We start from the raw sequence: 25,755 nt of genomic DNA, 5'->3' as shown, positions 1-25,755 counted from the left end.
TACTCATTCGAGCACTTCGGGTCCCGGTGAGGCCAGGAGGTCCGGCCATCGGTCAGAGTTCCGTAATGACTTCCCGCGCGCTCCCCCGCCCAGCGCGCGGGAGCGGGCCGTGTGGAAGGCCTGCCACGCGTCGCGGTGCGGGTAGGACCAGGGGGCCTTGGTGGCGTGCCGGCCGATGCGCCGGAAGAGTGCCGCCGCCTCGGCCGGGCGGCCGGCGCAGGACATGGCGAACGCCAGGTGGTTGAGGTCGGCGTAATGGCGGGGGTGCTCGTCGGGCTCCCACTCCAGCCACCAGTCGAAGGCAGCGCGCAGGATCCGGCGGGCCCGGGGGCCCGACCAGTGCCCGGAGGCGGTCGGGTCGGCGGGGGCCAGGCCGGTGGCGGCCAGGACCCGGTAGCGCTCGGCATACGCGACCACCGGCAGAACGGCCAGCGGGGAGTCGGCTGGGGCCTCGGCGGCGGCACGCTCGGCGAGGTCGTACACCTCGTGGGACTCGGACCGGCCGGTCCGAGGCCGCTCGGCGAGGCGGGCGACCAGCAGGTGGTGGCCGTGGTGGTGCTCGGGGTGACGCTCGCGGAGTTCCGCGAAGGTCCGCAGCACTTCGGGTTCCGGGTCCAGGGTGCGGGCCAGCAGGAGCAGGCCCAGCCAGGGGGTGGGGTCGGCGGGGGTGCGGGCGGCGGCGGTGCGGCAGGCCTCCCGGGCCCGGTCGGCGTCCTCCTTGCCGCGCAGGGCGCGCTGGACCAGGGCCAGGGCGTGCAGGGTGGTGGCGTCGGCGGACCCGGGCTCGGCGAGCAGCCAGTCGCGGGCCCAGGCGGCGGCGTACGGCTCCCCGGCGAGCACGGTGATCCGGTGGCCCCGGCGGTCCCAGTCGTCGCCGGTGTGCAGCAGCAGCGAGCGCGCGGCCTGCCGGCGGCCCTGGGCCAACGCGGCCCGGGCGGCCCGGAGTTCTGCGTCGTCGAGGGCGTCGTCGAAGGCACCGCCGGCGGCGCTCGGTAAGGCGCCGGAGTCGTCCGGGGCGCTGTCGCCGGACGGGTCCGTGGGGGCCCGGCGAGCGCCGAGCAGGGGCGGGAGTGGGGGCACCGCAGGACTTCCTGATTCTCGGGCTGTCATCGACCGATCACACACAGCAAACCCTCAGCCAAGAATTGCGTCAAGCGGAACCGGGATGTTGCTGCTTTCAACCAGATTGCCGTGGGGGGCACTTGGGACACGAGCGCCCTGATTGCCGTAGCGCGAGGGCCGGATGCGGGGGGATTCCTGTGGCGTACGCCATGGCGCCGGACGTCCGAGCGGCACACCATGGCCGGACGGTCCCACCGCCTTGGGTCAACCCCGCGCGCGGCCGGGCACCGTGACCGGGTCGACTGCCCGGTTCCGGGTACTCTCCGGGTCGACGTCGCCCCGGGAGCGCTACAGTCGGCCCCTACGCGTCCGTGGTCCGGCCGGATGATCGAGGTACGCAGCGTGTCCGTTCTGGTTCTCCTTCTCGCCGTGAGTGCGTCCTGTTGCCTGGGCTTCGGGTTCGTGCTCCAGCAGAACGCCGCCCAGAAGGCACCGCTCGGCGACTTCCTGTCGTTCCGGCTGCTGCTCGATCTGATGCGGGTGCCGCGCTGGCTGGGCGGCATCGCCCTGATGGTGGCCGGCATGGTGCTGGGTGCCGTCGCCCTCGGCAAGGGCGAGATCTCCCTGGTCGAGCCCCTGCTCGCCACGAACCTGCTGTTCGCGCTCGCCCTGTCCCGGCACCAGACCAGGCAGCCCCTGGGCCGCCAGGGCTGGACCGGCCTCGCGCTGCTCGCGGGCGGCGTGACCACGTTCATCGTCGCGGGCGAACCGCGCGCCGGCAGCGCCGTCACCGACCCGGTGCGGCACTGGCTGATCATCGGCGGGATGGTCGGCGCGGCCCTGCTGCTCACCACGTACGCCAAGCGGTCCCGACTGAACTGGGGTCCGGTGCTGCTGGCCACCGCCGCAGGGCTGCTCTACGGCGTGCAGGACGCGCTGACCCGGGTGAGCGGCACCCGTTTCTCCGCCGGCGGTTTCGCCGAACTGGTCACCGGCTGGCAGCCGTACGGCGTGCTCGCGCTGGGCGTCACCGGTCTCGTCCTGGTGCAGAGCGCCTTCGAGACGGCCGAGCTGCGCATGTCGCTGCCCGCGCTCACCGCGGCGCAGCCGCTGGCCGGCATCCTGTGCGGGGTGGGCTTCCTCGGCGACCGGCTGCGCACCGACACCGGGGCGCTGGCCTGGGAGGCGGCGGGTCTCGCCGCGATCGTCGCGGGCATCGTACTGCTCGGGCTGCACCCGGCGATGCCGTGCGGCGCGGCGGACGCGGAGCCCGCCCGGGACCTCCAGCCACACTGAGTCCGCCCGCCGGGGTCCTGCTTGGATACGGGCATGAACCCTGCTGACGAGATCCTCGACATCGTCGACGAGCACGACCGGGTCGTCGCCCGGGTCCCGCGCGGCGAGGCGTACGCCCGGGGCCTGCGCCACCGGTGCGTCTTCATCCAGGCCCGAGACGCGGCCGGACGGCTCTTCGTCCACCGCCGCACCGCGACCAAGCTGGTCTTCCCCTCCCTGTACGACGTGTTCGTCGGCGGAGTCGTGGGAGCGGGCGAGTCCTACGACGAGGCGGCCCTGCGGGAGGCGGAGGAGGAGCTGGGGGTGACCGGTCTGCCCCGGCCGGCGTATCTCTTCAAGTTCCTGTACGACGACGGGGCCGGTCACAGCTGGTGGTCGGCGGTGTACGAGGTGCGCTGCGAGCTTCCGGTACAGCCCCAGGTGGAGGAGGTCCAGTGGCACGACTTCCTGCCCGAGGACGAGGTGGAGCGGCGACTGGGCGAGTGGGAGTGGGTGCCGGACGGGCTGGCGGCGTACGAGAGGCTGAGGGCGTTCCGGTCGGCCCGGTGACACCCCGGTAGGGTCCTGCGCGTGATCGAATTCGCGCGAAACGTCCGGCTCTGGTTCGCCCCGGAACAGGTACGGGAAGAGGGCAGCACTCCCGACTACCGGTTCTCGCTGGCCAACGAGCGCACGTTCCTGGCCTGGCTGCGGACCGCGCTCGCGCTGATCGGCGGCGGATTCGCGGTGGACCAGTTCCTGCCGGACCTGCGCTGGGCCTGGCGGGCCGGTCTCGCGCTCGCGCTGCTCGGCGCCGGTGTGCTGTGCTCGCTGCGCGCGGTGAACCACTGGGTGCGCTGCGAGCGTGCGATGCGGCGGGGCGAGGACCTGCCGGCGTCCCGGTTCCCGGCGGTGCTGAGCCTGGTGGTCGCGGTGGTGGCCGTCGCGATGGTCGTGGTGGTGCTGGTCGGATGGGCGGGGTGAGCGCGGGCGGGGCGGCCGCGGACCGGGATCCGGGGCTGCAGCCTGAGCGGACCCGGCTGGCCTGGCGCCGTACGACGTTGTCGAGCACCGTGGCCGCCGTGCTGGCCGTCAGGACGGGCCTGCACGCCGGGGTCTCGGCCGCCGGCGTCGTCGTGTGCGCGCTGTGCTGTGCGCTCTGGCTGGGGTTCCTGTGGGTGGCCCACCACCGGATCCGGGCCCTGGCGTCCGGCGCCCGGCCACCCGCACTCGCACCCCGGCACGCGACGGGCGCGGTGCTGTGCACGGTGGCCATGGCCGTCTGTGCGGCCGTACTGGTCATTTAGTGCTGTGACCGGAAAGGCTTGCCGGAAACTCGCGGCGTCCGGTGCTGGGGGCACCTCTCACGCCGTTCAGGCAGTGGGAGAGCCTCGCCAGGCGGAGCATCGCCCGCGTACTGGATGTACTCGGGTGATGCGACAACGCGGCGAGGTGCCGTGCCGGGCATCGCGAGTCGGTGAACCTTTCCGGCCACAGCACTGGACCGGCGGGCAGTCCAGTGTTCCGCCAGGGCCGGGCAGCCACCAGCTGCCCGGCCGTCAGGCAGCCCACCCGCCGGCGGTGGCGGGCTCTGTTCACCACCCGGCGGGATCACCTGCGCGCTCCTCGGTGACGTACCTGGGGCCCCGCCGGATGGCGGGGCCCCAGGTGGTTTCTGCTGCATTCAGGGCGTGAGGTCCAGCACGCGGACCGGCTCACCTGCCCACCGATGCGGGGCGGTGGTGGCGATGATCGCGCCGTCGGGACGGTCCGGGGTGGGCTGGGCCGCGTACTGGCTGTGCGCGGCGGCCCAGGTCTCCTGGCGCGCGACCGCCAGGGCGGCAGCCAGATCCAGATCGAGGACGGTGATACCGGGCATGGAGGCCAGATGCTCGGCCGTGCCGGGCCGGGCACGGTCGGCTTCCACTAATGCGCACGCCGGGGCGTACAGGAACCAGCCCGATTCGACGTGAGCGCGGTGGATCAGGCGGGAAGCAAGGACGTTGCCTTGGCCGGCTGCTGCCATCGCGGTGTCGTCCAGGATGATATGCCTGACGTCGCTCACCGGGCGGTCACCTGGGCCAGGCGACGGTCCAGCTCGCTGTCCAGATCCTGCTCCTGGGCAGCGGTCGGGGCGTAGCCGTTCCACTCCTTCAACGCCGCCCGGGCCTTCTCCGCCCGCTCGGCCCGCTCCGCCGGAGTCAGCAGCGTTTCAGCGAGACGGGCCAGATACGCGCGCAGCGACAGCCCCTCAGCGGCAGCTATAGCGGCCAGCCGGTCCTTGGCTTCCTCAGGAATACGGACATTGGCATCAGACATGTCGTTACTCCTTCCCGCTCCAAGGGTACGGGTACGTACCCGTACCCGTCACGCAGTCGATTTCCAGGCGAAGGCCCCCTGGCCCCGTCCGTGTGCCGGCACCTGGGCGGGGCTGCGCCGCGCCGTCCCTCCCGGCCTCCCCACCGGAGCTGCTCGGCATTCGGCTGCTGGATGAGCCGTACGTGACCCGGTACTGGGCTGACATGCTGCTTCTCCGTTCGATCGCGGACGACAGCAGTGCCCCCCAACCTCGTCTCAGGTGTAGCCGGGCTCCGCTATCACCTCGAGCGAGGCGGCATCCGCCTGTACGCCCGGGAACGCCGACCCGCATCCTGCTCACCGTAGGGGGAAGGGCCGCTTCGACCCAGGTGTGACGGCCCTTCCCGGGTAGACGCCTCCGTGCCTGGACCAGTGGGCGCTCCTGGGCGTCGAGGAGACCGGTGAGATCACAGTCCAGCGGTAACCGGAGTTTGAACGGGGTGGTGGGGGACGTGGGCTTGCCTCTGCGGCACGGAGCGGGCTTCCTCGAGGCCGGACGGCGTTCCTCTCCCATGTGGTCCTGGAAGGAACGCCGGCCCAGCCGCTAATGCTCTTCGACCAGGTACCTGACGAAGTCCACGAGGAATTCGCCGTACCGGAGAGCCGACCCGATGGCCTGCAGTCTCGTGTACTGCTCGGAGGACAGCGAGGCATCGGGGGCACATCTGATCGCTCTCAGCAACACCCGGAACGCCACGTCCGGGGTGCAGCGGCGCGCGCAGTCGGTGAGCACCGCACGCACCTCGGCCTCCAGGAACTGTGCGCCCTCGATTTCGGCGACGACCATGTCGAGGCAGGCCATGCCGTCCTCGGTGTCCACCCCCGTGAGCGGGCGCACCCCCGCTTCTCCGACAGCCGCGCGTCACACACGCCGACGACCGTCCGCGTCCCCAGCCGTGTCCCCGTCGTGGATCCAGTCCTGATGAAAGAAACCCATCACCCACGACACACCGAAATCGAACGGCGTAAAACGTGGCTCGTGCCTCACCTTCGCCTCATCGGCCAACAGCCTCCGCGTCACCCCCACCCTCCCGCATCACAGCCGCTCAGCCTGATCAACCCGGCAAACGTGCCCGGTCACAGCACCAGCGGACGCCCACGCGGACCGGGCGGGACGCCCACGCGGACCAAGCGGACGCCCACATGCACCAGGCACGACGCCCACATGCACCAATCGGGACGCCCTCGTGGTCTAGAAGGCGTCCTCCTCTGCTTCCTCGGCCTCCTCGGTGTCCCAGTCCACCGTCACCACGATCTTCCCGCGGGTGCGCCCCTCCTGGCTCAGCCGGTGCGCGTCGGCCGTCCGCTCCAGCGGGAACGTCTCCTGGACGTGCACGGACACGGCGCCCTGTTCCGCCAGCCCGGCCAGCTTCGTCAGGTCCTCGGCGTCGGGGCGCACGAAGTGGTAGCGGCCGCCGTAGCTCACCACGTCCGGGTCGGCGATGGACACCAGCCGGCCCTCGGGGGCGAGCAGGTTGGCGGAGGTCTTCAGGGTGTCGCCGCCGATGGTGTCGAAGGCCGCGTCCACGCCCTCGGGAGCGAGCCCGCGCACGCGATCGGCCAGTCCCTCGCCGTAGGCCACCGGCTGGCCGCCGAGGCTGCGGACGAAGTCGTGGTTGTGCTCGCTCGCCGTGCCGATCACCCGGGCACCGAGGTGGGCGCCGATCTGGACGGCCAGCGAGCCGACCCCGCCCGCCGCCGCGTGCACCAGCACCGTCTCGCCGCGCTTGACCTCCAGCAGCTTGACGAGCACCTGATAGGCGGTGAGGCCCGCCAGAGGCAGGCCCGCGGCCTCCTCGAAGGACCGGTTGCGGGGCTTGCGGGCGAGCGTGCGCACGGGCGCGGCGACGTACTCCGCGAAGGTGCCCCGGGACAGGAAGTCCTCGCGGACGTACCCGATCACCTCGTCGCCGACGGAGAACTCCGTCACCGCGGCACCGGGCTGCACCACCACCCCGCTCACGTCCCAGCCGGGGACCACCGGGAAGACGGCGTCCAGGACGCCGTCGAGGTAGCCCTCGCGGCACTTCCAGTCGACCGGGTTGACCGCCGCCGCGCGCACCTTGACCAGCACCTGGTCGGGGCCCACCTTCGGGTCGCGCAGGTCGCCGTACTCCAGCACCTCGGGTCCGCCGTAGCGGCTGTAGTTGATGCCTTTCATGCCCTCGACCCTCCGGGGTAGTCGTGCGCCACGCAACCGGGATGCCCCGATATGTGCGCTTCGCGTGACAGCCTGTCCGTCGTCAACACCCCGTACCCCGAAGGTGAGCACCATGACCACCCTTCACCAGGAACACACCGAGCACTGCGCGCACAGCCACGGTCCGGGCTGCGGGCACGCCGCCGTGCCGCACGGCGACCACGTCGACTACGCGCACGACGGACACCTGCACCGCGAGCACGGCGACCACTGGGACGAGTGCGAGCCGGCCGGGCACGCCGCGCACGACGGGCACGAGCACGTGCACCACGAGGAGTGCGGGCACGCGCGCGTACGGCACGGCGACCACGTCGACTACCTGCACGACGGACACCGGCACGCCGAGCACGGGGACCACTGGGACGACCACTGACCCACCGCGGCAGGATCCGACGGCTCCCCGGGACAGTGCGCCGGGGAGCCGTCGGCCTATGGTGGCTCCGGTCACGTTTCCCGCCAGGTTGGCCCCTTGCACTGGACGGCATACCGACCGGTCGGCATCATGAGTCGCGATCCTGTTCACCCGTTCGTAGGAGTGATGTATGAGCGCCGACCACCCGCCCGGACTCGATCTCGACCGGCTGCGCGGGCTGCTCGACCGTGAGCGGCCCGGTCTGGTGAACGGCCCGCTGACCGGCCGGCTGATCGAGGGCGGACGGTCGAACCTCACCTACGCGCTCTCCGACGGCACCTCGAAGTGGGTCGTCCGGAGACCGCCGCTCGGCCATGTGCTGGCCACCGCGCACGACATGAAGCGCGAGCACCGGGTGATCAGCGCGCTGCACCCGACGGACGTGCCGGTCCCCCGCCCGGTGCTGCTGTGCGAGGACGATGAGGTGCTCGGGGCGCCGTTCTATGTCATGGAGTTCGTGGACGGCACCCCGTACCGCACCGCCCAGCAGCTCGCCCGGCTCGGCGAGGAGCGCACCCGGAACGCGGTGCTGTCGCTGGTGGACACGCTGGTCGAGCTGCACGCGGTGGACCCCGCCGACGTGGGCCTGGAGGACTTCGGCCGCCCGGAGGGCTTCCTGGACCGGCAGCTGCGCCGCTGGGGCAAGCAGCTGGACGCGTCCCGCAACCGCGAGCTGTCCGGCATCGACGAACTGCACGCGGCCCTCGGGCGTGCGCTGCCCGCCTCCCCCGCCCCGGCCGTCGTGCACGGCGACTACCGGCTGGACAACGTCCTGATCGGTGACGACGACACGATCAAGGCGATCCTCGACTGGGAGATGTCCACGCTCGGCGACCCGCTCACCGACCTGGGCCTGCTGGTGATGTACAGCCGGCCGCTGGGCACGCCCGACTCGCCCGTCTCCACCACCGCCGAGGCGCCGGGACACCCGTCCCCGCAGGAGCTGATCGAGCGGTACGCCGCGCGCTCGGGGCGTGATGTCTCGGCCGTCTCCTGGTACACGGCCTTCGCCTGGTTCAAGCTCGCCGTGATCCTGGAGGGCATCCACTACCGCTACACGCTCGGCCAGACGGTCGGGCAGGGCTTCGACCGCATCGGTGACCTCGTGCCCGTGTTCATCGACCACGGACTGACCACTCTTCAAGAAGGCTGACCGGACATGGACTTCGCGTTCGACGCGCGCACCGAAGAACTGCGCGCCAAGCTCCTCGCCTTCATGGACGAGCACGTGTACCCGGCCGAGGCGGTCGCCGAGGAACAGCGGGCCGCGCTGGACTCCCCGTGGGACACCCCGGCCGTGGTCGAGGACCTGAAGGCCGAGGCACGCAGAAAGGGCCTGTGGAACCTCTTCCTGCCGGACGCCGCGTACGGCGCCGGGCTGACGAACCTCCAGTACGCGCCGCTCGCCGAGATCACCGGCCGCTCCCCGCAGCTCGCGCCCACGGCCCTCAACTGCGCGGCCCCGGACACCGGCAACATGGAGGTGCTCGCGCAGTTCGGCAACGAGCAGCAGAAGAAGCAGTGGCTGGAGCCGCTGCTCGCCGGCGAGATCCGTTCGGCGTTCGCGATGACCGAACCGGATGTCGCCTCCTCGGACGCCACCAACATCACCACGCACATCGAACGGGCCTCCGACGGCACGGACGAGTACGTCGTCACCGGCCGCAAGTGGTACATCTCCGGGGCGATGAACCCCGACTGCAAGATCTTCATCGTGATGGGCAAGACCGACCCGGACGGGGCGGACATCCGCCGTCAGCAGTCGATGATCCTCGTCCCGCGCGACACCCCGGGCGTCACCGTCAGCCGTGCGATGCAGGTCTTCGGTTACGAGGACCACTACCACGGCGGCCACGCCGAGGTGATCTTCGACCACGCGCGCGTGCCGGTGGCGAACCTGATCGGCGAGGAGGGCGGCGGTTTCGCGATCGCCCAGGCCCGGCTCGGCCCCGGCCGCATCCACCACTGCATGCGGCTGATCGGCATGGCCGAGCGGGCGATCGAGCTGATGTGCAGGCGCGCGGTGTCCCGCACGGCCTTCGGAAAGGCGCTCGCCCAGCAGGGTGTGGTCCACAACTGGATCGCCGACGCCCGGGTGACGGTGGAGCAGCTGCGGCTGCTGGTGCTGAAGACGGCCTGGCTGATGGACACCGTCGGCAACCGGGGCGCCCACACGGAGATCCAGGCCATCAAGATCGCCACGCCTCGCGCGGTGGTCGACATCATCGACCGCGCGATCCAGCTGCACGGCGCGGGCGGGGTGAGCCAGGACTTCCCGCTGGCCGAGCTGTACGCGGCGGCACGCACCCTGATGATCGCCGACGGACCGGACGAGGTGCACCAGCGGTCGCTGGCGCGGCGGGAGTTGAAGAAGTACCTGTGATCGCACGGCCGGTGCGGCACGGCAACGGGACCCGAGCACCCGGCTCGGGTCCCGCTGCCGTGCCGCACCGGCTCCCCCGCGCCCGGCCCGGGCGGACCGCTTCCGCACCGCACGGGCCGCTCCGCCCTCCCGTGCCGGCGGCGCCCGGTGCTTCTTCCGTGTTCCGGTGCACCGTTGAGTGCGCGGCCGGACTGTGGTGTCGTACCTCTGCCGGGACCGGCCGCCGGGCCGGCGGAGCGGCGAGTGGGGGGAAGCGTGACGGACCTGCGGGACCACCCGGAGTGGAGCAGGGCCACGGAGTCCCGGGTGACCCTGGAGCGGCTGTTGTCCGTCGTGGGCTCGGGAGTCCTGGAACTGGACACGGCACCGGCCGGACTGGAGGTGCCCGTCAGCGGCGTCGGCGTACTGGACCCGTTGGACCCCGAGATCAGGCCGGGGGTGCTGTTGCTCGCCGTCGGCGTGGACGCCGGATCGGCCCAGGCGCTGGACGTCGTGCGCCGGGCCGGGGCAGCGGGAGCCACCGGAGTGGTGTTCGGCCCCGACCGCCCCGACCGGGCCGCCGGTGCGCTGCGGTCGGTCGCCGAAGAGGCGGGTGCGGCGGTGCTGTTCCGCACCGCCTGGTGTCTGTGGGACCAGTTGGTGGGCGTGCTGCGGGCCGGGCTGGCCTCGGCGGGAATGCCGCCGGTGCCCGCGGTTCCCGGCCCGGCCCTGGGGGATCTCGACGGACTGGCCGACGCGGTGGCCGCCCTGGTCGGCGGCTCGGTCACCATCGAGGACACGGAGTCCCGGGTCCTCGCGCACTCGTCGACCGAGGAGGACGTGGACGAGATGCGCCGGCTGACCATCCTGGGGCGGCGCGTTCCGCCCCGGCGGGTGGCCGCCATGCGGGAGGCGGGGCTCTTCCGCGCCCTGTGGACGACGGACGACGTGCTGCACCGGCCCGCCCAGGGGGACAACCCCGAGCGCCTGGTGTGTGCCGTCCGCGCGGGCGGCGAGGTGCTCGGGTCCGTCTGGGTGGCCGCGGTCGCCGGCCGGCCCCTGGCTCCGCACGCGGCGGAGTCCCTGCGCACCGCGTCCCGGGCGGCCGCCGCCCACCTGCTCCACCACCGCACGCGCGGCGGCGAAAGCCGCCTGGTGGAGGACGCGGCACGTGCACTGCTGGAGGGGCGTGGGTCAGCCGTACTGCTGGCCGAGCGCATGTCGCTGTCGGCGCAGGAGCCCTGCGCGGTGCTGGCGGTGGGCGTCGGCACCGGATCCCCCGAGCAGGCGCCGACCGAGGACCCGTCGAGGATGTACGCCCTGCTCAGCCTGCACTGCGCCGTGCTCGGCCACCGGCTGGTGGTCGTGCCGGCGGGCGGCAGGGCCCTGGTCCTGGTGGGCGCGCTGGACCGGGACGTGCACAAGGCCCGTGAGCAGGTGACGAACCTCGGGAAGTCGCTGGCCGCGCAGCTGTCCGGCGCGACCGCCAGGCAGGTGGGAGTCGGACTGGGCGAGGTGGTCCCGGCGCTGGCCGCGGCGGCCGAGTCGCGCCGTGACGCCGAGCTGGCTCTGCGGGCTCTCAGTTGCCCGGGGGGTGCCCGTACCGTGGCACGGGTCGAGGACGTGGCGGACACCATCGGCATCCTGCAGGTGGTCGAGGCGCTGCGCGAGGTGCGGCTGCCGCCGGGAACGTCGGTGGAGCGGCTGGCCGCGTGCGACGCCGAGCAGGGCGGAAGTCTCGTGGAGACGTTGCGGGCCTACCTCGACCACTTCGGTGACGTGTCCGCCGCCGCACGCCGCCTCTCGCTCCATCCCAACACCCTGCGCTACCGGCTGGGCCGGATCGCCAAGGTGTCGGGGCTCGACCTCGACAGCCCGGACGCCCGCCTGCTGGCCCAGCTGCAACTACGGCTGGAAGAACCCGGCTCGGGCCGGAGAACGCCACCGCCGGAACGCCCGTGACGCCCGTGCCGACCGGTCCGTCCTTCGTCCGCCCGCACCAAGGAGGGGCGCCGTCCTCGTGGGCGCGCACAACGGTCCGGGCCGCGGGGCGCGGTGCAGCGGTCCGGCGCCCGGCACGGGAGAGGCGCCTTGGCCGAACGGACGAAGACGGCCGACGGGCCCGACGACGAGCCTGGGACTGCGCCCGGGGACCGCTCCCCCGGGCCCCGCGATCCCGACATCGGAAGGCTCACCATGACCGCTGTGACCCCCGCCGCCGCGCGGCGTGAACGCATCCTGCAGGAGGCCGTACGGCAGGGACTGCTGGACCCGGAGGGGGCCCTGCTGGCCGCCTTCGTCGATCTCGACGGGGTCGCGGCCACGGTCGGGACCCTGCACGACGCCTTCCCCGGCCCGCCGGAACTGCCCGGCGTGCTGCACACGTTCGCCGCGAAGGCCAACTGCCTCGTGCCCGTGCTGGCCGGGCTGGAGCGGCTCGGCATGGGCTGCGAGGTCGCGACCGCGGGCGAGCTGGCCCGGGCGCTGGCGGCCGGCTTCCCCGCCGAGCGGATCGTCTTCGACGCTCCCGCCAAGACCCGGGCCGAGCTGGAGCGGGCCCTGGCCCTCGGAGTGGCCGTCAACGCGGACAACTTCCAGGAACTGGAGCGGATCGAGGGCCTGCTCGCGCACCGCGCCTCGACGTCGCGGATCGGGGTGCGCCTCAACTGCCAGGTCGGCGGCGGCGCCATCGCCGCGATGAGCACGGCCACGAGCACCTCGAAGTTCGGCGTCCCGCTGACCGACCCGGGCACCCGGGAGCGGCTGGTGCGGGCGTTCGGCCAGTATCCGTGGCTGACCTGGGTGCACACGCACACCGGATCCCAGGGCTGCCCCCTCGACCTCATGGCTCGCGGGGTGGCACAGGCGGTGGAGTTCGCCGACCGGGTGGAGGCGGCTTTCGGGCCGGGCCGGGTCACGGGCATCGACATCGGCGGCGGGCTCCCGGTCAACTTCGCCGACGACGAGGTGACGCCCACGTTCGCGACGTACGTCGAGCAGCTGCGGGTCCACGCCCCGAAGCTCTTCGAGGGCAGGTACCGGGTCGTCACCGAGTTCGGCCGTTCGCTCCTCGCCAAGAACGGCTTCCTGGCCGCTTACGTCGAGTACACCAAGAGCGCCGGGGGCCGGCCGATCGCCGTCACCCACGCGGGCGTCCAGGTCGCCACCAGGACCGTGTTCAGCCCCGAGGCCTGGCCGCTGCGGATCGAGGCGCACGAGGGGTGCGGCACGGCCAAGCGGGGGCGGCTCGTACGCCAGGACGTCGCGGGGCCCGCCTGCTTCGCCGGCGACCTGCTGGCCCGCGACCGCGCGCTGCCGTCGCTCCGGCCCGGCGACCTGGTCGTCGTCCCGGACACCGGCGCCTACTACTTCTCGACGCCGTTCCACTACAACAGCCTGCCCGCACCGGCGGTGCACGGCGTCCGCGTCCTTGCGGACGGCCGGGTCGACTTCACGCTCATCCGCCCCGCCCAGGACCCGTGGCGGCTGTCGGACCAGGACGGCGTGAGCACACTGCCCCCGGAACCGGTGGGCGCTGCCGTCCACGGCGCCAGGTGAGGAGTCCGACGGTGTCCCAGCCCGACCGTGGGCGGCCCGACCGGGACGGCCCGCTGCTCACTCAGCGCGCCGCCATCGTGTTCCTGCTCGCCGCGCTGGCCGGCGTCGGCGCCACCGTCCTGGCGGCCCTGGCCGGCAATGCGTGGCCGGTCGCGGTGAGCGTGGGAGGCGGCGCCGCGGCCTCGGCCGTGCTGTTCTTCAAGGAGATCATCGGCTGAACGGCGCCCGTCCGTCCTACGGCCGCAGTGCCCGCAGCAGCAGGTCGGCCAGGTGGTCGGCGACCTGCTGGGGGGTGAGGGGGCCTCCGGGGCGGTACCAGGTCGACAGGTGGTGGACCGAGCCGAAGTGGTAGTCCACGACCAGGTCGGCGGGGGTGGCCGTGGAGAAGACGCCCTCGCGCTGGCCCTCCTCGACGAGCGCGCGGAAGCGCTCGTGGTAGCGCCGGCGCTCGGCGCGCACCTGCTTGTTCTTCTCCGGGCTGAGATGGTGCATGGAGCGGAAGAAGATCATCGCGTCGTCGAGGTTGTCGATCGTCGTGACCACGACGTCAGCGGCCGCTGCCCTGAGCCGTTTCTCGATCGGCTCGTCCGCGTCCGCGAACGCGTCGAGCCGCTCCTGCTGGACGCGCAGCACGCGCGCGTACACCTCGTGCAGAAGGTCGTCCTTGGAGCCGAAGTAGTGGTACAGCGCCCCTTTGGTGACGCCGGCCGCCTCCACGATCTCCTGCACCGAGGTGCGGTCGTAGCCCTGCTCGGCGAAGAGGCGGGTGGCGGCGTCGAGCAGCCGCTGCGGGACGGGCGTCCCGTCTCCGTCCGTCGTCCTGGGCACTGCCGCCACCTGCCTTTCCGTCGTGTCTACTGACTGTCGGCGCCGCTGTCCTGGGCGCGGGAGCGCAGCTCCCGCCGGAGGATCTTCCCACTTGCCGTCTTGGGCAGGTCGGGCAGGATCTCCACCTGGCGCGGGTACTTGTACGCGGCCAGTCTCTCCTTGCAGTACACCGCGAGTTCGTCCGGGTCCGCCGCGGCGCCCGGGCGGAGGCTGATGTAGGCCCTGACGGTCTCCCCGCGGTAGCCGTCGGGGACGCCGACCACGGCCGCCTCGCGCACCGCCGGATGGGTGTAGAGGACGTCCTCGACCTCGCGCGGCCACACCTTGAAGCCGGACGCGTTGATCATGTCCTTCTTGCGGTCCACGACGTAGAGCCAGCCCTGTGCGTCCATGAACCCGATGTCGCCGGTGCGCAGCTCGCCGTCCGGGAAGGTCTCGGCGGTGGCCTCGGGGCGCCGCCAGTAGCCGGGCACCACCTGGGGGCCCCGTACGACGATCTCGCCCTGTTCGCCGAGGAGGACCTCTTCGCCCCGGTCGTCCACGATGCGCACGAGCGTGTCGGCGCCGGGCAGGCCGACCGACAGCGTTCCGGACACGGGGTCGACGGGCGCCTCCAGGCCGGGCGGGACGGAGGCGCAGGGGGCGGTGCACTCGGTGAGGCCGTAGCCGACGCGGATGTACGGCCCGAAGCGCTCGCGGAACCTCTCCACCAGGGCCGGCGGCACGGGGGCGCCGCCCGAGGAGATGTTCACGAAGGAGGTGAAGTGCTCGCGGGTGACGTCCGGGTGGGCGGCCAGCGCCATGTAGGCGGTGGACGGGCCGACCGTGTAGTGCGGACGGTGCTCGGCGAACGCCTCCAGGACGACACCGGGCTCGAAGCGGTAGGTGAGCACCAGGGTGCCCGCGCTGGCCACGCAGGCGCCGAACTGGCACACCATCCCGGTGATGTGGAACAGGGGGGCGAGCGCGTAGTAGACGGGCGCCTCGGGCAGTGCGAGCCCCGTCCGCTGACGCTCGGCGTTGTGCATGATGTTGCCGTGCGTGTTCGTGGCGCCCTTCGGGGTGCCGCTGGTGCCGGAGGTGTAGCTGATCAGGGCGATGTCCTCGGGGCGCGGCTCGCGGCCCTCGGGTGCCCGGCCGCCCTGCCGGGCGACGGCCAGGAGGTCGTCGGCGTCGGGAGCCTTCGGCAGCCGCTCGAAGGTGAGCACGCGCGTGTCGCCGCGCGTCTGGAAGTCCAGCTCGCACCCGGTGAGCACGATCCGCACCGGCGAATCGGCGGCGGTGTCCCGCAGGTACGACTCCCAGGCCCGGTCGGAGCAGATCAGCGCGGCCACCTCGCCGTCCCGCAGGACATGGGCGACCTCGCCCGACTTGTACATGGGATTGACGGGTACGACGGTCGCGCCCGCCTTCCAGGCGCCGAGGAGGGCCAGGACGAAGTGCGGGGAGTTCTGCAGCAGGACGGCGACCCGGTCGCCCCGCTCCAGACCGCGCTCGGCGAGGTGGGCGGCCACCGCGTCGCTCAGCTCGTCCACCTCGCGGTAGCTGAGCCGGGCGTCGAAGTAGGCGAGGAAGGTGCGGTCGGGTGCCTCGGCCACCGCGCCGCGCAGGGCGTGCACGAGGGAGTCGGCGGGGTGGACCGGGGCGCGCTGGGCGTCGTTGAGGAGGGCCAGCCAGGGCCGGGCCGCGTACGGGGAGTCGCTCACCGGCCGGCCTCCCACTTCTGCTGGATGTGGTTCATGCCGGCCAGCCAGCGGTCGGGGGCGGCGGCCCGCGCCTGGTAGTACTCGGCGACCTCGGGGTGCGGCAGGATCAGGAAGCGGTCCTCCTCGATGCCCCGGAACAGGGCGTCGGCGACGGCCTCCGGGTCGATCGCGGTCGGCCGCAGCACCAGGTCGCCCGCGCTGCCGGTGGCGGCCAGCATGTCGGTGCGGACGCCCTGGGGACAGATGGCGTGCACCTTCACCCCCCGGTGGCGGTAGGTGAGCGACAGCCACTCGGCGAAGGCCAGCGCGCCGTGCTTGGTGACGCTGTAGGAGGGGGCTCCGATCATGGTGAGGAGCCCGGCGGCCGAGACGGTGGAGACGAACCGGCCGCGACCGCGCTCCAGCCAGTCGGGCAGCAGCGCATGGGCCGCGCGGACGTGGGCCATCACGTTGACGTCCCAGGACAGCGCCCAGGACCGCTCGTCGAGCGGCTCGCCGGCAGCCGCGTCCTCGAAGGCGACGCCCGCGTTGGCGCAGTAGACGTCCACGGTGCCGCCGAGCGCGTCACGGGCGTCGCCGACGATCGCGGAGGCATCGCCCGGCACGGCGATCCCGCCGATCTCCTCGGCGACCGCCTTCGCCTTGCCGGCGTCCAGGTCGTTGACGACCACCCGGGCGCCCTCGGCGGCGAACCTGCGGGCCAGCGCGGCCCCGATCCCACCGCCCGCTCCGGTGACGACCACTCCCGCATCCTGCACGGCTTCCACCATCGGTCTCCTTCGACACGACTTCGCGCGGCGCGCGTCGGCTCTGGCGCCGCCAGACTAACCAGTCGGTATGTGACTAGGGAAGGGCCGTCCCGCCAGGGGCGCGGGGAACTGCACGACAAGCCCCATCCGGTCCGCAGGCTGCCACACTGCCCGCGGGAGCGCTCACCGTGGAGGTCACTCACATGCGCCTGTCCAGAAGAGCCCTACTCGCCACGGCCACAGCCACGGCCTCACTCGCGGCAACACCCGCGGTCGCAGCCGACCACCGCCTCCGCACGGGCTTCGAAAGCCTCGCAGCCGACGGATACCGCCTTCTGTCCGGCCAGAAGGTCGGCATGGTCACCAACCCCACCGGCATCACACGAGACGCCCGCCACATCGTCGACGTCATGCACGCCGACGCCCGCGTCACGCTGACGGCAGTCTTCGGCCCCGAACACGGCTTCCGCGGCACCGCCCAGGCCGGCGGCTCCGAGGGCCGCTACGACGACCCGGCCACCGGCCTGCCGGTCTACGACACCTACCTGAAGAGCGGCGGGCCGCTGGCCGACGTCTTCACCGCCTCCGGCGTCGACACGGTCGTCTTCGACATCCAGGACGTGGGGGCACGCTTCTACACGTACATCTGGACGCTGTACGACTGCATGGAGGCGGCCCAGCTCGCGGGCAAGCGGTTCGTCGTACTCGACCGGCCGAACCCGATCACCGGCCGCTCGGCCCAAGGGCCCGTACTCCACAAGGAGTTCGCCACGTTCGTGGGCCGGCAGCCGATCGCGCAGGCGCACGGCATGACGGTCGCCGAGCTGGCCCGGCTGTTCAACGAGGAGTTCCTGGCCGTGGCCGTCCCGCTGGAGACCGTAGTGATGACGGGCTGGAAGCGCACGCGGTTCTACGACGCCTCCGGCCTGCCCTGGGTGCCGCCGAGCCCGAACATGCCGACTCCGGACACCGCGCTGGTGTACCCGGGCACCTGCATGTTCGAGGGGACCAACCTCTCCGAGGGGCGGGGCACGACACGGCCCTTCGAACTCCTCGGCGCCGATGGCATCGACGGGCGGTGGGCCGCCGCCGTCAACGAACTCGGGCTGCCCGGTGCGCGGTTCCGGGAGGCGTACTTCGCCCCCACCTTCTCCAAGTTCCAGGGCAAGACCGTCGGGGGCGTGCAGATCCATGTGCACGACCGGGCGGCCTACGACCCCGTGCGCACCGGGGTCGCGCTGCTGGTGACCGCCAGGAAGGTCTGGGACGGCTTCGCCTGGCGCCCGGACAACTGGATCGACAAGCTCACCGGCTCCACCCGGGTGCGGACGATGATCGACGCCGGGGCCGGCCCGGAGGAGGTGGTCGGCGCCTGGCAGGAGGAGCTGGCGGCGTTCCGGACGGTCCGGGAGGAATATCTGCTCTACAAGTGACCCGCACGGTATGGCCAACTCTGCCCCACCGCAGGACGATACGCCCACATCGCATCGTTTCGGGGGGACGAGGGAGCCTGGCATGGCGGATCCGGGGATGAGCGTGACTCCCTACTGGGAGCTGACCTTCGACGCGGACGGGGACGTGGACGGCCCCGAACGCGACCGGCTGCTGACGCAGGTCACGGACCAGGGCGTCCGTGACCTGATCGTCTTCGCACACGGCTGGAACAACGACCGTTCGGGCGCCACCGCGCTGTACCGCGGCTTCTTCGACCCGATCCCGAAGCTCGCCCCGAAGGCGCGGATCGGGTACGTGGGCGTGATCTGGCCGTCGATGCGGTTCTGCGACGAGCCGATCCCTGACTTCCCCAGGTCCGTGGCGGCGGTGGCGGCGGAGGCGGTACCCGGCCCGGCGCTGGACAAGGGCACCCGGCGCGCCCTGCTCGAGGCCTTCCCGGGCCGGGCCACCGTGCTCGACCAGCTGGCCCGGATGCTGGACGAACAGCCCCGAGAGGACGAGAAGCTGGCGGAGTTCGGGCGGCTGGTACGGCTGCTGGTCGACGCCCCCGGGCCGCTCGCCGTCAGTGACACGTCGCAGGAGGGTGAGCCCGTGGTGTTTCGCGGGGACACGAACGCCGCCTGCGAGGAGTTCGCCCGGGTCCTGACCGGGCTCGGCGCACCGGAAGCCGGGGAGGAGTTCGCCCTGCCGAACCCCTGGGACGGCGCCAAGGAACTGCTGCGGCAGGCGGCGTACTACACAATGAAACGGCGGGCGGGAACCGTGGGCGAGCATGGACTCGGGCCCGTCATCGGTCAGCTGGCGGGTGCGGCCGCTCAGGTGCGGGTGCATCTGGTCGGGCACAGTTTCGGCGGGCGGCTGGTGGCGTTCGCGCTGCGTGGGCTGCCCGACACAGTGCGCACAGTGAAGTCGGTGACCCTGCTCCAAGGGGCCTTCTCCCACTATGCGTTCGCCGCCCGGCTGCCGCACGACGCGGACACGGCGGGCGCGCTCAAGGACCGGCAGAAGCGGATCGACGGGCCCCTGGTGTGCTGCTACTCGCACTTCGACGCGGCGCTCGGCACCTTCTACCCGATGGCCTCCCGGATGTCGGACGACGACCGGTCGGTCGCCGGGTCCGACCTCGGGAGGATGCTGGGCGCGCGGTGGGGAGCCATGGGCCACGACGGGGTCAAGGCGGTGCCGGGCACCGTCGGCCTCGACCTCGCCGCGGCCCTGCGCGGGCCCTTGCCCGCATCGGGCTGCGTGAACGTCGACGCGGCCGCGGTCGTCCACCGCGGGGGCCCGCCGGCCGGGGCGCACAGCGACATCGTGCATCCGGAGCTGGCGCGGGTGGTGCTGGCGGCGGGCCGTATCACCTGACCCGCCGCCGGCGTCACCTCACCGGTGCGAGGTGTACTCCACGACCTGCTGGAAGGTCGGCCGGTTCTGCCAGCTGATCCTGCCGTGCTTGATGCCGCCCAGGGTGCGCTGGACGATCGAGTCGGCGCACCACTGGTCGCCGGCCGAGCACTGGTCGTCGCCCGGATAGACCTGGGCGGCGGTCAGGCCGACCGCCTGCTTCAGGGTGCTGACCAGGACGTCCCGGCAGGAGCCGAGGCTGCCCCCGCCGCAGTACTTCTGCGCGAGGCCGCCCTGCACGGACTCACCGAGCACCGCCCGGATGTCCTTGTCGACATAGCTCCACCAGCCGTACTGGAAGGAGCTTCCGGCGTGCGAGCCGGTCGGGCCGTGACCGGCGGACGGGGCCTCGTCCACGGGCAGGTTGCCGGTGAGCGCGGTGTACAGGTCGCTGCCGAGGCCCGGTTCGAACTCCGCCTTCACCAGCAGCGGCCACCAGGCGTCCAGGATGCGTATCGCGTCGGCGCCTGCGTACGTCTTCGAACCCGCCGAGGTCTCCGTGCGCTTGGCGCCCGCCGTCACCCACGCCTGGAGCCTGCTCACCGCGGCGGCGGCCGTGGAGTCGGTCACCGGGGAGGAGTCGATCACCTTCAGCAGCTTCGGCAGCACGTCCTCGGCGCGCAGATCGGTGAGGGCCGCGTCCGCCATGGCCTGCACCAGCTTCGTGCGGGTCACCCCGCCGGCCGCGACCAGCTTCTTCACCCGGTCGTCGAGCAGGTTGCCGCGGTGCACGGACCCGTCGCCCCAGGACGCGGTCGTGTAGTCCTTGGCCTGCTTGTTGTTCCAGGAGACGTAGTAGTCCTGATCGACGGAGTTGGGGTGCGCGGAGGCCGGCGTGTAGTCGGCCGTGTTGGTGACCGGGTCCCAGTCGCGCCACTCGTACGCAGGCTGCGCCCAGACCGGGAACTCGGCGTCGACGCCGCTCGCCCGGGCCGGGTTGTCACCGCTGTTGTAGTACGCGGTGTGCTGGGAGTCGGCGTAGAACCAGTTGAAGGTGTAGTTGATGTGCTGGGCCGCGCTCTGGAAGTCCTTCGGGCCCTTCACGCAGTCGGGGTCGTTCAGCATCTGGAAGCCGATGATCGAGTCGGCCTCGTGCAGGTAGGAGGAGCGCAGGGTGGTGTAGGCGACCTTCTTGCCGCCGATGGTGGCGCGGTACTCCACCGGTCCGTACTTCGTGCGCCACACCCGCATCGTGTACGAGCCCGCCGCCGTGCCGTCGGCCACGGTCGGCGACCAGGCGTTCTTCTGCTCGATCTTGTCCATGGCCGTACAGGTGCCGTGGTACAGGTAGTGGTAGTCGTCCTGGCACAGCTCGACGGCGTAGGTGTCGATGATGTCCTGGCCCGACGTGGTCGCGCTCCAGGAGTAGTCCTGGCCGCGGCCCAGTTCGACGTACATGCTCAGGCCCGCGAAGGAGGCGCCGCGCGCGCTGATCCCCGGGCCCTGGATCTCCTGGAGCATGAGCAGCTGCGGGGCGAAGTAGCCGGTCTGCGGCCCGAAGACGGCGATCGGGTGGCCGCTCGCCGTGTACGTGCCGCTGACCACGAGGGCGTTGGACATGCCGCGCCTGGCGGAGCTGAGGGTGGCGTTCGCGGCGGTGGTCGAGGCGCTCCTGGCGTCGGCGGTGGCCGCGCTGCCGGTGCGGTCGTGGACGAGCGGCTCCTGGGTCACCGAGCCGGCGTCGGGCAGCGCCTCGCCCTTGGGGTCGCCGGGCTCGGTGGCGTAGGGGAAGCTCTCGCCGTTGTGCACCGTGAGGTCGGCCTCGGGGTCGTTGCGCTCGCGGAAGGACTCCCAGACCCCGGTGCCCTGTGCCACGCCGTACTTGGACTGGGCGGCGATCAGCGAGAGGGCGTTGTTGACCTCGCCACCGCCGCCGGAGCCGAACAGGGAGCCGATGACGGAGGCCAGCGCCACCATGTCGGTGATCTTGAAGTGGTCTATGGTGCCGGCGTTGGTGATCGAGTCCTTGTGTCCGGTCAGGACGTACTCGCCGGGGAAGTAACGGCCGCTGTCGGAGGCGTCGATGTAGGCGTTGACGCCGTCCAGGTAGGCGTTGGCGTCGGCGAGGGCCTGCCGGCCGCGGGCGCCGTTGCGGGCGACGGCGTTGTCGATCTGGGCCTGCAGGTCGGCCTCGGTGTACGGCGCGTTGCGGTAGAACTCCTGCTCAAGGCCCTGGTTGGCGGTCGCGCCGCCCGCGAAGGAGGTCAGCTGTCCGCGGCCCACGTGCCGGAAGACGTCCATCAGCCACAGCCGGTCCTCGGCGGCCGCGTACCCGGCGCCGAACTCGGTGCCGTACCGGGTGGTGCCCGTGATGTGCGGCACACCGGCCTTCTTGTCGCGGACGATCGTCACGTCGCCGCGGCCGGCGGGCTTCTCGGTGGAGGCGACCTGGTCGGAAGGGACGCCGAAGGAGGCGTCGTTGAAGAACGTGTTGATCTTGGCGTCGGTGAGTCCCGAGTAGCCGGTCGCCAGGTTGGCGTAGGGGCCGAGCTGGTCCTCGGCGTGCGAGGGCTGGGTGCCGAAGGCCTGGTTGAGCAGGATCTGGGCGAGCGTCGCGTTGCCGTTCTCGCCGGGCGGCAGGATGTCCGAGCACTGGCCGCCGCAGTAGTCGTTCGAAGCCGTGGCGCCCTCGGCCGCCGCCCGGGTGAGCGGGGAGAGAAGACCTGCGATGAGGACGCATACGGATGCCGTCTTCAGGAACCCGGTGAGCGTGCGGGGAGTTCTCCGTTTGTCGAACAACACGTTGCGTGGGGTGCGCCGTGGCATGGCAGCTCCTCCCGACGGGGGTGGGCCGGACGTTACCGCCGGTATCCCCGGGATGGAAGATGAACGTGCGTCAACTATTGGAGTCGTTGGGGCCGATGCCAAGCGGTCAACCCGGGGCGCCTTATGGGAGGGCATCGGAAATCGGATGGAGCCGAATTCCGTGTCGACACGTCTACTCGGCGACGTCGCGCGGAACCCGTACGGCGACGCCGAAGTGACCGAAGTGCGGACGCAGGTGTGACGGAGGTGCAGGGCAATGGCCGGATTCCGAAGTCTCGCGAGACAGGTGCGAGATCCGCGGTGCGATCTGGCGCTGCGGCGCTACTCACTGCGCAAGTGCCTGGAGCGGTTCGCTCCTTACGGGCACCGTGCGACCTGGGACCATCTGTGCTCCCGGGCCGGTTTCGGTCCGGAGGACCGGTCCCCCGATCCGGTGCGGCTCGTGGCCGCACTGGAGGAGCTGGAGGAGGCGCGGGCGGTGTGGCTCGGCTATGAGGGCGAGTTCGCCGAGCGCCGCAAGAAGGAGAAGCACGACGGGCTGCGCCGGCCGGGCAGCGTGGACGACTGGCACCGGCTGACCTGGGGCGGTTTCGGGGTCGCCTGGTGCGACGACCCGCGCGTCCACCCGGACGAGCCCCTGGCCGAGGTGCTGCGCCGGCTGATCGCCGCACTCAACCGCGAACCGGGCTCGGCCTGCCCGGTGTGCGGCGGTGAGCACCTCGTGTGGAAGTACGGCCTGGACCACGAGCCCTCGTCCGGTCCGGTCTGCACGGACTGCGGGATCCTGGTGCCCCGGCCCGTGCTCACGCCCCAGGCGCTGGCGTACGCCAGGCATGGACGGCTGCTCATGTCGGCCTGATCGACAAGGGGGTGGAACCGGGGGGTGCGCCGGGGATGCCGCACCCCCTGCGAGGTCCTGCCGGGGGCACTGTCAGTGGTGACTGGCACCATCGAGACATGGTGCAGGTCTGTCTCAACGGCCGCCGCTCGGCCGCCGACGGAGCAGTGGTGCCGCTGTCCCCGCGGGAGTTGGCGCGGGCCGCGGCGGAGGCCGTCACGGCCGGGGCCACGGAGGTCCATGTCCACCCGAAGACGCCGTGCGGCCACGACAGTCTGTCCCCCCGGGTCCTCGCACCCACGCTCGAGGCGATCCGGGAGCGGGTCACGGTGCCGGTCGGGGTGACCACCGGCGCCTGGGCCGAGCCCGACCCGGCCGCACGGCTGGACCGGGTGCGCGGCTGGTCGGTGCTGCCCGACTTCGCCTCCGTCAACTGGCATGAGCCGGGCGCCGAGGAGGTCGCCGGGCAACTCCTGGCCATGGGCATCGGGGTCGAGGCGGGCGTCTGGTCCGGCACCGACGGAGCCGCCCGGTTCGCCGCCTCGCCGCTCGGGCCGAGGGTCCTGCGGGTCCTCGCGGAGGTCACCGACCCGGACCCGGCGACCGCCGAGGCCTCGGCGCACGCCCTGCTGACCGGCCTCGGCGGGGCACACGGCCGCCCGGTCCTGCTGCACGGGGAGGAGGGCGGCACCTGGCCGGTGCTGAGACTGGCCGGGCGCCTTGGCCTCGCCACCCGGATCGGCCTGGAGGACACGCTGTTGTTGCCGGACGGTGAACGGGCCGCGGACAGCGCTCAGTTGGTGACGGAGGGTCTGCTCCAGTACGGGTCGTTCCAGCGCTCCTCGTAGGGCAGGCCGACGAGCCGGGCACGGATCGCCAGGTCCTCCTCGCCCTGGGCGCGCAACCGGTAGGACGCGTGCCGGGCGAGCCAGGACTGCAGCTCCGCGACGCCCGAGGCCTCGTCGTCCCGGATCCACCAGGTGAACGGCCAGTGGTCGGTGACCAGGTCGTACAGCCACGAGTCCGCACAGCCGGCGAGATGGGTGTCGGCGACGGGATGCGCCTCCCAGCGGTCGAGCAGCGGGGCCATCGCGCGCAGGATCGAGCCGCACGTCTCGAACACGTCCTGGACGGGGTACGGCGGCTCGGGCGTGGTGAGCACGTCCTGCCACCAGGCGAGCACGAACGCCTCGACGGCCGTGGCCTGCTCCGTGGGCCAGGAGGGCCAGTCCACCCGGCTCAGGCCGTGCGGCTCCCAGCCGACGCCGTCCGGGCTGCCGTCGGCCATCGCCCGGGCGCACTGGGGCAGCAGGCGACGCATCACGGCGGCGTGGTCCTCGAAGTGGTCGGGCACCTTGTGGACGAAGCGGCGCAGCAGGTCGGGCGGGAGGCGGGTGTACGGCGTGCGCAGACAGGCCGTCTCCTCGGGTGCGAGGCAGCGCTCGCAGCCGGTCTCGGTGGGACTGGCGAACCCGTTGAAGACGGTGTCGATGTCCGCGAGGGCGGCGGCAAGGTCCGGTGTGGGCATGGAAGTTGATCCCGTTCGGTACTCCGGGCCCGGCGTCGCCGCCGACCGAAGATCGTGACGTTAGCAGCCTCAAATCCGTTCGCTCCACCCGTTTCGCGTCCGGACAGTGGGAGGCGATGAAACCGAGCTGAGGAACCGAGGAATCCCCCATGTCGACGCTGCGCGTCACCGCCGAAGTGCTGACCGTCCACGAACACCCGAACGCCGACGCGCTCGAGCTGGCCCAGGTGGGCCTGTACCGGGCCGTCGTCGCCAAGGGTGCGTACCGCACCGGCGAAGCCGCCGTCTACATCCCCGAGCAGTCCGTGCTTCCGTCCGGGCTGATCGAGGAGCTGGGGCTGACCGGGCGGCTGGCGGGCGGCGACGCCAACCGGGTCAAGGCGGTGCGGCTGCGGGGTGAGCTGTCGCAGGGCATCGTGTGCCGGCCGAAGGCGCTGGCCGACGTCGATCTGGCGCGGGCCGCGGCCGACGGGACCGACTTCGCCGAGCGGCTGGGCATCACCAAGTGGGTGCCGCCGATCCCGCCGACGATGAACGGGGAGGTGGAGTCGGCGCCGGACCTCCTGCCCTGGGTCGACATCGAGAACATCCAGCGCTACCCGGACATCTTCGCTCCGGGTGAGCCGGTCGTCCTGACGGAGAAGCTGCACGGTTCGGCGTGCCTGCTGACCTATGTGGCCGGAGAGATGGGGGTCTCCCCTGCTGGAGCGGGGGCGCGAGCTCGGGGGAGGGTGTTCGTGTCCTCCAAGGGCTTCGGGGCGAAGTCCCTGGCGCTGCGGGAGGATCCGCGGAACCTGTACTGGCGGGCGGTGCGCGGGCACGGGGTCGCCGAGTCGGCGGCCCGGCTGGCCGAGCGGCTCGGGGCACGCCGGATCGGCGTCTTCGGGGAGGTGTACGGCGCCGGGGTGCAGGACCTGGCGTACGGGGCCGACGGGCGGCGGGAGACGCTGGGCTACGCGGTGTTCGACGTGTCCGCGGAGATCGACGGGGCGCTGCGCTGGCTGGACCCGGCCGAGGTGCTGGAGGGGGAGCTGCCCTTGGTGCCCCGGCTGTACTCCGGGCCGTACGACATCGGAAGGGTGCTGGAGTTCGCGAGCGGACGGGAGACCGTGTCCGGGCGGGGGCTGCATCTGCGGGAGGGCGTGGTGATACGGCCTGCGGTGGAGCGGTACAGCCCGGTGACCGGGGGGCGGGCGATCGCCAAGGCGGTGAGTCCCGCGTACCTGACGCGGAAGGGCGGGACCGAGTTCGAGTAGG

Annotated in this window: 25 protein-coding genes; 15 read left to right on the top strand and 10 right to left on the bottom strand. The window is 72.2% G+C overall.

Features of this window, described 5'->3' with window-relative positions:
* Nucleotides 1-3: 3 nt before the first annotated feature.
* Nucleotides 4-1,080, bottom strand: a complete 1,077-nt coding sequence (locus ACFZDC_RS17900) for a hypothetical protein (protein ID WP_391324785.1) — start codon at nucleotides 1,078-1,080, stop codon at nucleotides 4-6.
* Nucleotides 1,081-1,446: 366 nt separating this feature from the next.
* Here ACFZDC_RS17900 and ACFZDC_RS17895 point away from each other — a divergent pair, with 366 nt between their 5' ends.
* The 4 genes from ACFZDC_RS17895 to ACFZDC_RS17880 are packed head-to-tail and all read left to right on the top strand — an operon-like array spanning nucleotide 1,447 to nucleotide 3,644.
* Nucleotides 1,447-2,358, top strand: coding sequence for a DMT family transporter (locus tag ACFZDC_RS17895; protein ID WP_391324783.1), 912 nt, complete (start codon nucleotides 1,447-1,449; stop codon nucleotides 2,356-2,358).
* 33 nt (nucleotides 2,359-2,391) lie between these two features.
* Nucleotides 2,392-2,907 carry an NUDIX domain-containing protein gene (locus tag ACFZDC_RS17890; RefSeq protein ID WP_391324781.1) on the top strand — a complete coding sequence of 172 codons (516 nt, stop codon included), beginning with the start codon at nucleotides 2,392-2,394 and terminating at the stop codon, nucleotides 2,905-2,907.
* Nucleotides 2,908-2,928: 21 nt separating this feature from the next.
* A complete protein-coding gene (locus ACFZDC_RS17885; RefSeq protein WP_391324779.1) occupies nucleotides 2,929-3,321 on the top strand; it encodes a DUF202 domain-containing protein in 393 nt (130 codons plus the stop codon).
* A complete protein-coding gene (locus ACFZDC_RS17880) occupies nucleotides 3,309-3,644 on the top strand; it encodes a DUF202 domain-containing protein (protein WP_391324777.1) in 336 nt (111 codons plus the stop codon). Before ACFZDC_RS17885 ends, ACFZDC_RS17880 begins: the two co-directional genes overlap by 13 nt.
* A gap of 377 nt (nucleotides 3,645-4,021) precedes the next feature.
* Here ACFZDC_RS17880 and ACFZDC_RS17875 read toward each other — a convergent pair whose 3' ends face one another.
* The 4 genes from ACFZDC_RS17875 to ACFZDC_RS17860 all read right to left on the bottom strand — a co-directional run bounded on the left by ACFZDC_RS17875 (nucleotide 4,022) and on the right by ACFZDC_RS17860 (nucleotide 6,856).
* Nucleotides 4,022-4,402 (bottom strand): hypothetical protein, encoded by a 381-nt coding sequence (locus tag ACFZDC_RS17875; protein WP_391324775.1) that lies wholly within the window; start codon nucleotides 4,400-4,402, stop codon nucleotides 4,022-4,024.
* Entirely contained in the window at nucleotides 4,399-4,656 is a 258-nt protein-coding gene (locus ACFZDC_RS17870) for a hypothetical protein (RefSeq protein ID WP_391324773.1), read from the bottom strand. Before ACFZDC_RS17870 ends, ACFZDC_RS17875 begins: the two co-directional genes overlap by 4 nt.
* 583 nt (nucleotides 4,657-5,239) lie before the next feature.
* Nucleotides 5,240-5,533 (bottom strand): hypothetical protein, encoded by a 294-nt coding sequence (locus ACFZDC_RS17865; RefSeq protein ID WP_391324771.1) that lies wholly within the window; start codon nucleotides 5,531-5,533, stop codon nucleotides 5,240-5,242.
* Nucleotides 5,534-5,887: 354 nt separating this feature from the next.
* Nucleotides 5,888-6,856, bottom strand: coding sequence for a zinc-binding dehydrogenase (locus ACFZDC_RS17860; protein ID WP_391324769.1), 969 nt, complete (start codon nucleotides 6,854-6,856; stop codon nucleotides 5,888-5,890).
* A 112-nt stretch (nucleotides 6,857-6,968) separates the two neighbouring features.
* Between ACFZDC_RS17860 and ACFZDC_RS17855 the strand changes: the two genes are divergently transcribed.
* The 6 genes from ACFZDC_RS17855 (at nucleotide 6,969) to ACFZDC_RS17830 (ending at nucleotide 13,445) form a co-directional block, all read left to right on the top strand.
* On the top strand, nucleotides 6,969-7,268 hold the full coding sequence (locus tag ACFZDC_RS17855) for a hypothetical protein (protein WP_391324767.1): 300 nt from the start codon (nucleotides 6,969-6,971) through the stop codon (nucleotides 7,266-7,268).
* Between the two features lie 169 nt (nucleotides 7,269-7,437).
* A complete protein-coding gene (locus ACFZDC_RS17850; RefSeq protein WP_391324765.1) occupies nucleotides 7,438-8,460 on the top strand; it encodes a phosphotransferase in 1,023 nt (340 codons plus the stop codon).
* 6 nt (nucleotides 8,461-8,466) lie between these two features.
* On the top strand, nucleotides 8,467-9,690 hold the full coding sequence (locus ACFZDC_RS17845) for an acyl-CoA dehydrogenase family protein (RefSeq protein WP_391324764.1): 1,224 nt from the start codon (nucleotides 8,467-8,469) through the stop codon (nucleotides 9,688-9,690).
* A gap of 255 nt (nucleotides 9,691-9,945) precedes the next feature.
* Nucleotides 9,946-11,631 (top strand): helix-turn-helix domain-containing protein, encoded by a 1,686-nt coding sequence (locus ACFZDC_RS17840; protein WP_391324762.1) that lies wholly within the window; start codon nucleotides 9,946-9,948, stop codon nucleotides 11,629-11,631.
* A 234-nt stretch (nucleotides 11,632-11,865) separates the two neighbouring features.
* Nucleotides 11,866-13,227: a diaminopimelate decarboxylase gene (locus tag ACFZDC_RS17835; RefSeq protein WP_391324760.1), complete on the top strand. Its 1,362-nt coding sequence runs from the start codon at nucleotides 11,866-11,868 to the stop codon at nucleotides 13,225-13,227.
* Between the two features lie 11 nt (nucleotides 13,228-13,238).
* Entirely contained in the window at nucleotides 13,239-13,445 is a 207-nt protein-coding gene (locus ACFZDC_RS17830) for a hypothetical protein (RefSeq protein ID WP_391324758.1), read from the top strand.
* Between the two features lie 16 nt (nucleotides 13,446-13,461).
* On the opposite strand, the gene ACFZDC_RS17825 is transcribed toward ACFZDC_RS17830, so the two are convergent.
* From ACFZDC_RS17825 to ACFZDC_RS17815, 3 genes are read right to left on the bottom strand one after another with little or no spacing between them, the layout of a single operon-like run.
* Complete coding sequence (locus ACFZDC_RS17825) at nucleotides 13,462-14,055, bottom strand: TetR family transcriptional regulator (protein ID WP_391324757.1); 594 nt, start codon at nucleotides 14,053-14,055, stop codon at nucleotides 13,462-13,464.
* Between the two features lie 26 nt (nucleotides 14,056-14,081).
* The gene (locus ACFZDC_RS17820; protein WP_391324755.1) at nucleotides 14,082-15,761 is read right to left on the bottom strand and encodes an AMP-binding protein; all 1,680 of its coding nucleotides are present in this window, start codon (nucleotides 15,759-15,761) and stop codon (nucleotides 14,082-14,084) included.
* Nucleotides 15,758-16,531, bottom strand: coding sequence for an SDR family NAD(P)-dependent oxidoreductase (locus ACFZDC_RS17815; protein ID WP_391324754.1), 774 nt, complete (start codon nucleotides 16,529-16,531; stop codon nucleotides 15,758-15,760). Before ACFZDC_RS17815 ends, ACFZDC_RS17820 begins: the two co-directional genes overlap by 4 nt.
* Before the next feature lie 182 nt (nucleotides 16,532-16,713).
* Between ACFZDC_RS17815 and ACFZDC_RS17810 the strand changes: the two genes are divergently transcribed.
* Both ACFZDC_RS17810 and ACFZDC_RS17805 read left to right on the top strand, forming a co-directional pair.
* On the top strand, nucleotides 16,714-17,943 hold the full coding sequence (locus ACFZDC_RS17810) for an exo-beta-N-acetylmuramidase NamZ domain-containing protein (protein ID WP_391325101.1): 1,230 nt from the start codon (nucleotides 16,714-16,716) through the stop codon (nucleotides 17,941-17,943).
* A gap of 82 nt (nucleotides 17,944-18,025) precedes the next feature.
* Complete coding sequence (locus ACFZDC_RS17805; protein WP_391324751.1) at nucleotides 18,026-19,327, top strand: serine-threonine protein kinase; 1,302 nt, start codon at nucleotides 18,026-18,028, stop codon at nucleotides 19,325-19,327.
* 18 nt (nucleotides 19,328-19,345) lie between these two features.
* On the opposite strand, the gene ACFZDC_RS17800 is transcribed toward ACFZDC_RS17805, so the two are convergent.
* Nucleotides 19,346-22,132, bottom strand: a complete 2,787-nt coding sequence (locus ACFZDC_RS17800; protein ID WP_391324750.1) for a penicillin acylase family protein — start codon at nucleotides 22,130-22,132, stop codon at nucleotides 19,346-19,348.
* A 256-nt stretch (nucleotides 22,133-22,388) separates the two neighbouring features.
* Between ACFZDC_RS17800 and ACFZDC_RS17795 the strand changes: the two genes are divergently transcribed.
* Nucleotides 22,389-22,991: a hypothetical protein gene (locus ACFZDC_RS17795; RefSeq protein ID WP_391324749.1), complete on the top strand. Its 603-nt coding sequence runs from the start codon at nucleotides 22,389-22,391 to the stop codon at nucleotides 22,989-22,991.
* A gap of 98 nt (nucleotides 22,992-23,089) precedes the next feature.
* The gene (locus ACFZDC_RS17790; protein ID WP_391324748.1) at nucleotides 23,090-23,818 is read left to right on the top strand and encodes a 3-keto-5-aminohexanoate cleavage protein; all 729 of its coding nucleotides are present in this window, start codon (nucleotides 23,090-23,092) and stop codon (nucleotides 23,816-23,818) included.
* Here the strand turns inward: ACFZDC_RS17790 and ACFZDC_RS17785 are convergent.
* On the bottom strand, nucleotides 23,764-24,498 hold the full coding sequence (locus ACFZDC_RS17785) for a hypothetical protein (RefSeq protein ID WP_391324747.1): 735 nt from the start codon (nucleotides 24,496-24,498) through the stop codon (nucleotides 23,764-23,766). The two genes, ACFZDC_RS17790 and ACFZDC_RS17785, sit on opposite strands and share 55 nt — an antisense overlap.
* A gap of 149 nt (nucleotides 24,499-24,647) precedes the next feature.
* Between ACFZDC_RS17785 and ACFZDC_RS17780 the strand changes: the two genes are divergently transcribed.
* Nucleotides 24,648-25,754, top strand: a complete 1,107-nt coding sequence (locus ACFZDC_RS17780) for an RNA ligase (ATP) (protein ID WP_391324746.1) — start codon at nucleotides 24,648-24,650, stop codon at nucleotides 25,752-25,754.
* Nucleotide 25,755: the final 1 nt, after the last annotated feature.

The sequence above is a fragment of the Streptomyces sp. NPDC007905 genome, assembly GCF_042959345.1.
Taxonomy (GTDB): Bacteria; Actinomycetota; Actinomycetes; order Streptomycetales; family Streptomycetaceae; genus Streptomyces.
Note: the sequence above shows the minus strand (reverse complement) of the source record. Positions and strands in the feature narration are given on the sequence as shown.